Below are 7,063 nucleotides of genomic sequence, written 5' to 3' on the forward strand. Positions count from 1 at the left end.
GCCCGGGGTCAGTACCGGTAAGCGTCCGGCTTGTACGGGCCCGCGACGTCGACGCCGATGTAGTCGGCCTGCGCCTTGGTCAGCTCGGTGAGCTGCACGCCGAGGGCGTCCAGGTGCAGGCGGGCCACCTTCTCGTCGAGGTGCTTGGGCAGCAGGTGCACGCCGACGGGGTAGTCCTCCGCGCGGGTGAACAGCTCGATCTGCGCGATGGTCTGGTTGGAGAACGAGTTGGACATCACGAAGCTGGGGTGCCCGGTGGCGTTGCCCAGGTTCAGCAGGCGGCCCTCGCTGAGCACGATGATGCTGTGCGCGGGGCGCTCGCCGTCGGCGGGGAAGCGCCACTCGTGCACCTGCGGCTTGACCTCCACCCGCTCCACGCCCGGCACCCGCGCCAGGCCGGCCATGTCGATCTCGTTGTCGAAGTGGCCGATGTTGCCGACGATCGCCTGGTGCTTCATCCGCGCCATGTGCGAGGCCATGACGATGTCCTTGTTGCCGGTGGCGGTGACGACGATGTCGACCTGGTCGACCACGTCGTCCAGGCGCACCACCTGGTAGCCGTCCATGGCGGCCTGCAGCGCGCAGATGGGGTCGATCTCCGTGATCAGCACCCGGGCGCCCTGCCCGCGCAGCGACTCCGCGCAGCCCTTGCCGACGTCGCCGTAGCCGGCCACGAGGGCGACCTTGCCGCCGATGAGGACGTCGGTGGCGCGGTTGATGCCGTCGATCAGGGAGTGGCGGGTGCCGTACTTGTTGTCGAACTTGGACTTCGTCACGGCGTCGTTGACGTTGATCGCCGGGAAGGGCAGCACGCCGGCGCGGTGGAACTCCACGAGGCGGTGCACGCCGGTGGTGGTCTCCTCGCTGACGCCCTTGATGCCGGCGGCGGTGCGGGTCCAGCGCTGCGGGTCGGCGGCCAGGGAGCGGCGCAGCAGCTCCAGGACGAGGGCGTACTCCTCGGAGTCGTCCTCGGTGGCGGCGGGCACGGCGCCGGCGGCCTCGAACTCCACGCCCTTGAGGACGAGCATCGTGGCGTCGCCGCCGTCGTCGAGGATCATGTTCGGCCCGAGGGGCTGCCCGTCGTCACCGGCGCCCCAGTCGAAGATGCGCTCGGCGCAGGCCCAGTACTCCTCGAGCGTCTCGCCCTTCCAGGCGAAGACCGGGGAGCCGGCCGGGGCGTCGACGGTGCCGCCCGGGCCGACGACGACGGCGGCGGCCGCGGCGTCCTGGGTGGAGAAGATGTTGCAGCTGGCCCAGCGGACCTGCGCACCGAGGGCGGTGAGGGTCTCGATGAGCACGGCGGTCTGCACGGTCATGTGCAGGGAGCCGGCGATGCGGGCGCCGGCCAGCGGCTGGCTGTCGGCGTACTCCGCGCGCAGGGACATCAGGCCGGGCATCTCGTGCTCGGCCAGGCGGATCTCGTGGCGGCCGGCCCCGGCCAGGGACAGGTCGGCGACCTGGAAGTCGGGGCGGCCGTCGGTGGCGGCCACGTGGGTGGGCCTCTCGGTGGGCATGGGTGTCCTCTCGCACTGGGTCAGTGGGTCGGACCGGCGCGGCCCCTCTCGGCCGTGGCGTCCCCTTGCGCCGGGTCTCCTCCACTGTAACCGCGGGCCCCGCCGGGATCCTTCCCGGCGACGGCCGGACCCGCGTCCGCCGGGGGCGGGTACTCCTCCGGCAGCAGCACGGCGGCCTCGAGATCGGTCACCTGCGGCGGCTGCGGCCACGGCGGTGCCCCCAGGCGCCGGAGCGCGGGGAGGTAGACGGTGCGGTTGAACTCCTCGAGGTCCGCCGCCGTCCGCCACACCTGCACGACCTGCCACCCGCCGGGGACGGGACCCGCCGCGAACAGCCGCCGCGCCGGTGGGGGCGCCACATCGCCGACGGCGGCCTCGACCGCCGCGAAGTGCTCGCGGGTCGCCCCCGGGAAGAACGCCAGCCGGACGAACGCCACGCCACCTCCCTGCGCCGGGTGTCCCCCGGCGCAACGACGGGTCCGGCGGGGATCCTTCCCGCGGGACCCGACCGGGTGGGTCCCGGACCCGGCGGTCGCGCGGGACACCCGTGGGCGGCACCATCGGGGGTAGGACGTGTGCCGACCGGACGACGATCCGGTCGGGTGGAGAGCTGACCCGACGGAAGGGAACCACCTTGCCCGGTGGACTCGTGGCCCTGCTCGACGACGTGGCGGTGCTGGCGCGCGCCGCCGCCGCCTCGGTGGACGACGTCGGCGTCGCCGCCGCGCGGGCCAGCGCGAAGGCCGCCGGTGTCGTCGTCGACGACACCGCCGTCACGCCGCAGTACGTGCACGGGCTGGCCGCCGAGCGCGAGCTGCCGATCATCCGGCGCATCGCCCTGGGCTCGCTGCGCAACAAGCTGCTGATCATCCTGCCCGCGGTGCTGCTGCTCAGCCAGTTCCTGCCGTTCCTGCTCACGCCGATCCTCATGGTCGGCGGCGCCTACCTGTGCTTCGAGGGCGCGGAGAAGGTCTGGCACAAGCTGCGCGGGCACGGCCACGGCCACGGCACCGACGAGGCGGCGGCGCCCGACGAGAACACCATCGTCGCCGGGGCCGTGCGCACCGACTTCATCCTCTCCGCCGAGATCATGGTCATCGCGCTCAACGAGGTGACCGACCAGCCGTTCCTGTCCCGGGCGGTGATCCTCGCCGTCGTCGGCATTGCGATCACCGTCCTGGTCTACGGCGTCGTCGGCCTGATCGTGAAGATGGACGACGTCGGGCTGCGCCTGTCCGCGCTGCCCCGCAAGGCGGTGGCCGCCCTCGGCCGCGGCCTGGTCAAGGGCATGCCCAAGCTCCTCACCGCCCTCACCGTGGTCGGGACCGCCGCGATGTTGTGGGTGGGCGGTCACATCCTGCTCGTGGGGACGGACGACCTCGGCTTCCACGCCCTCTACGGCGCCGTGCACCACGCGGAGGAGGCGGTGCACGAGGCGACCGGGTCCCTCGGCGGCCTGCTGGGCTGGCTCGTCAACACGCTGGCCAGCGCCGTCCTCGGGCTGATCGTCGGCGCGCTCGTCGCGACCGTCCTGAACCTCACCCTGCACCGGCGCCAGGCCCGGGCCGCGGGCGGGTCGCACTAGCCGGAGCCCGCGCCCCCGCCTCGTCAGCCGAGCCGGCTGCGCAGGTCCGCGACGTGCGGGGACGCGGCGGGGTCGATCCCCGAGGCCAGGGCCAGGTAGGCGGCGGCGAAGTCGGTGCGCGCGATGAGCTGGGCCAGCCGCACCACGGGCTGACCGGGGTCGGCGACCACCTCGCTGGTGCGCACCCCGGCCTCGGCGGCGGTCTCGGCCACCGCCTCCACCACGGCGCGCACCGGTTCCCCGTGCACACCGGGCAGCGCGTCGACCTCGGTGCCGGGGGCGTCGCGCAGCAGGAGCAGCCGCAGCCGCGGGCCCGCGGGCGCGTCGAGGAAGGGATCGGCGAAGACGTCCTCACCGCCCGGCGCGGCCAGCGGCCCACCGAAAGAGGCCACGACCTCGCTGGCGTCGTCGGGCAGCGCGCCCCGCACCGCCGGCACCCGCGCCGTGCGGGCCAGCATCGAGGCGGCCCGGGCGGCCGCGGCGGCGGTCAGGTCCCCGTCGGCGAGGACGACGGGGACGCTGCCGGCCAGCTCCAGCGCGAGGGTCTTGGCGGGGTTGACGAACGCCTCCGACGCCGGGCGGCAGGCCTCGGCCTCGTCGTCGAGCCGGGCGGCGAGCTCGGCCAGCACGGGCAGCGGGGTGCGCACCAGGTCCAGGGCGTCGGCGGCCAGCAGCACGGGCACCAGCAGCGACCACAGCGCGCCTCGGGAGGTGCGCTGCGCGGCGGTCTCGTCCCAGCGGGGGCCGCGGGCCACGCCGACCTGGACGTTGCCCCCGCGCGAGCCCACCTCGGCCAGCGGGGAGCCGTCCGCCGCGTCGCCGCCCACCCGCGCACCGCGGCGGGCGGCCTCGGCGGCCAGCGCCAGCGGCCCGGCGGCGCGCCCGGACAGCGAGACGGCGATGACGAGGTCCAGGGGGCCCACCCACGCCGGCAGCGGCCCGCCGCGGCGCACCACGACGGGCACCGAGCAGGCCCGCCCGGCCAGCGCGGTGAGGACGTCCGCGACGACCGAGGAGCCCCCCAGGGACGCCACGACGACGGCACGGGGCCGGCCCTCCTCGGCGAGCCGCGCGATGCCGGCGTCGGTGGCCAGGGCCGCGGACTCGCGCACCTGCGCCCCCGCGGTGGCCAGGGTGCGCAGCACGGCGGAGCGGTCGGCCGCCGCCAGCGCCTCCGCGTCGTCCAGCAGCGCGTCGTCGACCGTCACCGCTCACTCCCTCCCGGGATCGGTGGCGCACCGCCCGGACCGCTGCCGGGTGGGCGCGCCTCGTCGGCGAGGAGGACGGGGATGCCGTCCACCACGGGGTAGGTGCTGCCGCAGGTGCCGGTGCAGACCAGCTGCGCGGGCCCGCCGTCCGGGCCGGGCGAGCCGTCGCGCAGCCCACCGCGGCACACCGGGCAGCGCAGGACGTCGCGCACCCAGCCCTGCATCAGGATGCGCCCTCCGCCCCGGCCGCGCCCGCCGGCACCGGCAGGGAGCCGGCGTCCTCACCGCGGACGAGGGCCAGGACGCGGTCGCGCACCCGCTGCATCGTCGCGGCGTCGGCGCCCTCGGCGTTGAGCCGCAGCAGCGGCTCGGTGTTGCTGGCGCGCAGGTTGAACCACCACATCGGCCCCGCCTCCCCGCCCGGGTGGGTCACGGTGACGCCGTCGAGGCGGTCCACCTCGAGGTCCTCCCCGCGGGCGCGGGCCTCGGCGGTGACGACGTCGACGACGAAGGCGCTGACGGCGGCGGCGTCGGCGACGGTGGAGTTGATCTCACCGGAGGCGACGTAGCGCTCGTAGCGGGCCCCGAGCTGCGACAGCGGCCGCTCCTGCTCGCCGACGGCGGCGAGGACGTGCAGGGCGGCCAGCATGCCGGTGTCGGCGGACCAGAAGTCGCGGAAGTAGTAGTGGGCGGAGTGCTCCCCGCCGAACACGGCGCCCTCGGCGGCCATCCGCTCCTTGATGAAGGAGTGGCCCACCCGGGTGCGCACCGGCGTGCCGCCGCGCTCGGTGACGATCTCCGCCACGGCGCGGGAGGTGATGAGGTTGTGGATGACCACCGCGGTGCGGCCCGCGGCGGACTCCTTGGCGATCTCCCGCTCGGCCACCAGCGCGGTGACGGCGCTGGGGCTGACGGGCTCGCCGCGCTCGTCGACGACGAAGCAGCGGTCGGCGTCGCCGTCGAAGGCCAGGCCGAGGTCGGCCCCGTGGGCGGGCACCGCCGCCTGCAGGTCGCGCAGGTTCGCCGGCTCCAGCGGGTTGGCCTCGTGGTTGGGGAAGGTGCCGTCCAGCTCGAAGTACAGCGGCACGACCTCCAGCGGCAGCCCCGCCAGGCCCGCCGCGGTGCCGAGGACGGCCGGCACGGTGTGCCCGGCCATGCCGTTGCCCGCGTCGACGACGACCTTCAGCGGCCGGATGCCGGACAGGTCGACGAGGGAGCGCAGGTGGGCGGCGTAGTCGGCCAGCACGTCGCGCTCGGTGATCGAGCCGGGCGTGGTGGCGGCGGGCACGGGGACCTGGCCGGCGTCGAGCCAGGACTGCGCCAGCTCCCGGATCGCGGAGAGGCCGGAGTCCTGCCCGACGGGCCTGGCCCCGGCCCGGCACATCTTGATCCCGTTGTATCGCGCGGGGTTGTGGCTGGCGGTGAACATCGCACCGGGGACGCCGAGCGCGCCGCTGGCGTAGTAGAGGCCGTCGGTGGAGGCCAGCCCGATGAGGACGACGTCCACCCCGCGCGAGGCGATGCCGTCGGCGAAGGCGCGCACCAGCTCCGGGGAGGAGGGGCGCATGTCGTGGCCGATGACCGCGCGGCGGTCGCCGGCCGGCTGCTCGGGCAGGACCACCACGTCCGCGAAGGCGGCGCCGATGGCGCGCACGACGGTGGCGTCGAGCTGGTCGGGGACCGTGCCGCGGACGTCGTAGGCCTTGATGACGGAGGTCAGCGCGGGAGGCACGTCCGGAGCGTAGCGGCCCGCGCCGCGAGGGCGGGGCGCCCTCTCCCGCTCCGGGGACGGCCCGCCGCGCCCCGGGACGCGGCGGGCCCGGGGGCGCGGCGGTGCCTCAGCCCTGCTTGCGGGAGCGGTCCAGCACGGCGTCGACGCTGAGCGCGCCACCGCTGCCGTGCCAGGAGCGCTCCTCGCAGACGTGGCAGGAGACGAACGTGACGGGGGTGCCGTCGGCCAGCGACATCGACAGCCGGGTGACGCGCGGGCTGCCGCAGGCACCGCAGCCGAGGGCGGTGTCGCGGTGCTCGGGCTGGGTGAGCGAGCCCAGCGGCGGGGCGGTGCGGGGGGTGCGGGTGCGGCGCGGGCGTCGGGCGGTGCTGGTGCTGGGCGTGGCGGGCACGTGGGTCCTCCGGCGTCGGCAGCTGCGGGTCCCCACCCCATCGGCAGGAGGGGGGCCGCACTTGAGCGGCCGGCCGGGTGGCGGGTGCGGTGCGGCTCAGCGCCGGGGCTGGGTGCCCCCGTGGCCGGCGGCCCCGGAGTCGCGCAGGACCCGCAGGTGCCCGCGGCGCGCGGCGGGCACCGCGGCGGGTTCGTCGGCCGCGGCGGTCAGCGGCTCGCGCACGGCGTCGGCCAGCGCCAGCCAGTCGTCGTGCGGCTGCACGGGCGAGGTGCCGTCCTGCGGGACCAGGCGCACGACCTCCCAGCCCCGGGGGGCGGTCAGGCGGCGGGCGTGGTCGGCGCACAGGTCGTAGGAGTGCGGCTCCGCGTAGGTGGCCAGCGGGCCGAGGACGGCCGTGGAGTCGGAGTACACGTACGTCAGCGTGGCGACAGCCATCGCCCCGCACGCGGTGCGCGAGCACCTCCGACCACCAGACACGAGCGCGACGGTACCCGAGGTGGCGGCTGCTGCCGAGCACCCCGGAGCGGTGGGGTCCTCCGGTCGGGGCGCGGCGGGAGCGCCGCGCTGGCGGTGCCGGGCTGCCCGCCGGGCACCGCGACGCCCGGTAACCTGCGCCCGTGAGCGGAGCGCGGC

The 7,063-nt window shown here is 76.1% G+C and carries 8 protein-coding genes; 1 reads left to right on the plus strand and 7 read right to left on the minus strand.

The features are described 5' to 3' along the window. Nucleotides 1-8 precede the first annotated feature (8 nt). Both ahcY and ABEB16_RS16970 read right to left on the minus strand, forming a co-directional pair. A complete protein-coding gene (gene ahcY / locus ABEB16_RS16965; protein WP_345713405.1) occupies nucleotides 9-1,514 on the minus strand; it encodes an adenosylhomocysteinase in 1,506 nt (501 codons plus the stop codon). Between the two features lie 20 nt (nucleotides 1,515-1,534). Next, nucleotides 1,535-1,951, minus strand: coding sequence for a hypothetical protein (locus tag ABEB16_RS16970; protein ID WP_345713406.1), 417 nt, complete (start codon nucleotides 1,949-1,951; stop codon nucleotides 1,535-1,537). A gap of 197 nt (nucleotides 1,952-2,148) precedes the next feature. Here ABEB16_RS16970 and ABEB16_RS16975 point away from each other — a divergent pair, with 197 nt between their 5' ends. Beyond that, nucleotides 2,149-3,099 (plus strand): DUF808 domain-containing protein, encoded by a 951-nt coding sequence (locus ABEB16_RS16975; protein ID WP_345713407.1) that lies wholly within the window; start codon nucleotides 2,149-2,151, stop codon nucleotides 3,097-3,099. Between the two features lie 23 nt (nucleotides 3,100-3,122). Here the strand turns inward: ABEB16_RS16975 and ABEB16_RS16980 are convergent, their stop codons facing one another. The 5 genes from ABEB16_RS16980 to ABEB16_RS17000 form a co-directional block, all read right to left on the minus strand. Continuing rightward, complete coding sequence (locus ABEB16_RS16980; protein ID WP_345713408.1) at nucleotides 3,123-4,307, minus strand: SIS domain-containing protein; 1,185 nt, start codon at nucleotides 4,305-4,307, stop codon at nucleotides 3,123-3,125. Next, nucleotides 4,304-4,531: a Trm112 family protein gene (locus tag ABEB16_RS16985; RefSeq protein WP_345713409.1), complete on the minus strand. Its 228-nt coding sequence runs from the start codon at nucleotides 4,529-4,531 to the stop codon at nucleotides 4,304-4,306. Before ABEB16_RS16985 ends, ABEB16_RS16980 begins: the two co-directional genes overlap by 4 nt. Further along, complete coding sequence (locus ABEB16_RS16990; RefSeq protein ID WP_345713410.1) at nucleotides 4,531-6,039, minus strand: phosphomannomutase/phosphoglucomutase; 1,509 nt, start codon at nucleotides 6,037-6,039, stop codon at nucleotides 4,531-4,533. Before ABEB16_RS16990 ends, ABEB16_RS16985 begins: the two co-directional genes overlap by 1 nt. A gap of 106 nt (nucleotides 6,040-6,145) precedes the next feature. Then, entirely contained in the window at nucleotides 6,146-6,430 is a 285-nt protein-coding gene (locus ABEB16_RS16995) for a hypothetical protein (RefSeq protein ID WP_345713411.1), read from the minus strand. Between the two features lie 96 nt (nucleotides 6,431-6,526). Continuing rightward, on the minus strand, nucleotides 6,527-6,907 hold the full coding sequence (locus ABEB16_RS17000) for a DUF3499 domain-containing protein (RefSeq protein ID WP_345713412.1): 381 nt from the start codon (nucleotides 6,905-6,907) through the stop codon (nucleotides 6,527-6,529). Between the last annotated feature and the right edge of the window lie 156 nt (nucleotides 6,908-7,063).

Origin of the sequence: Kineococcus glutinatus, from assembly GCF_039542765.1 — a bacterium.
Lineage (GTDB): Bacteria > Actinomycetota > Actinomycetes > Actinomycetales > Kineococcaceae > Kineococcus_A > Kineococcus_A glutinatus.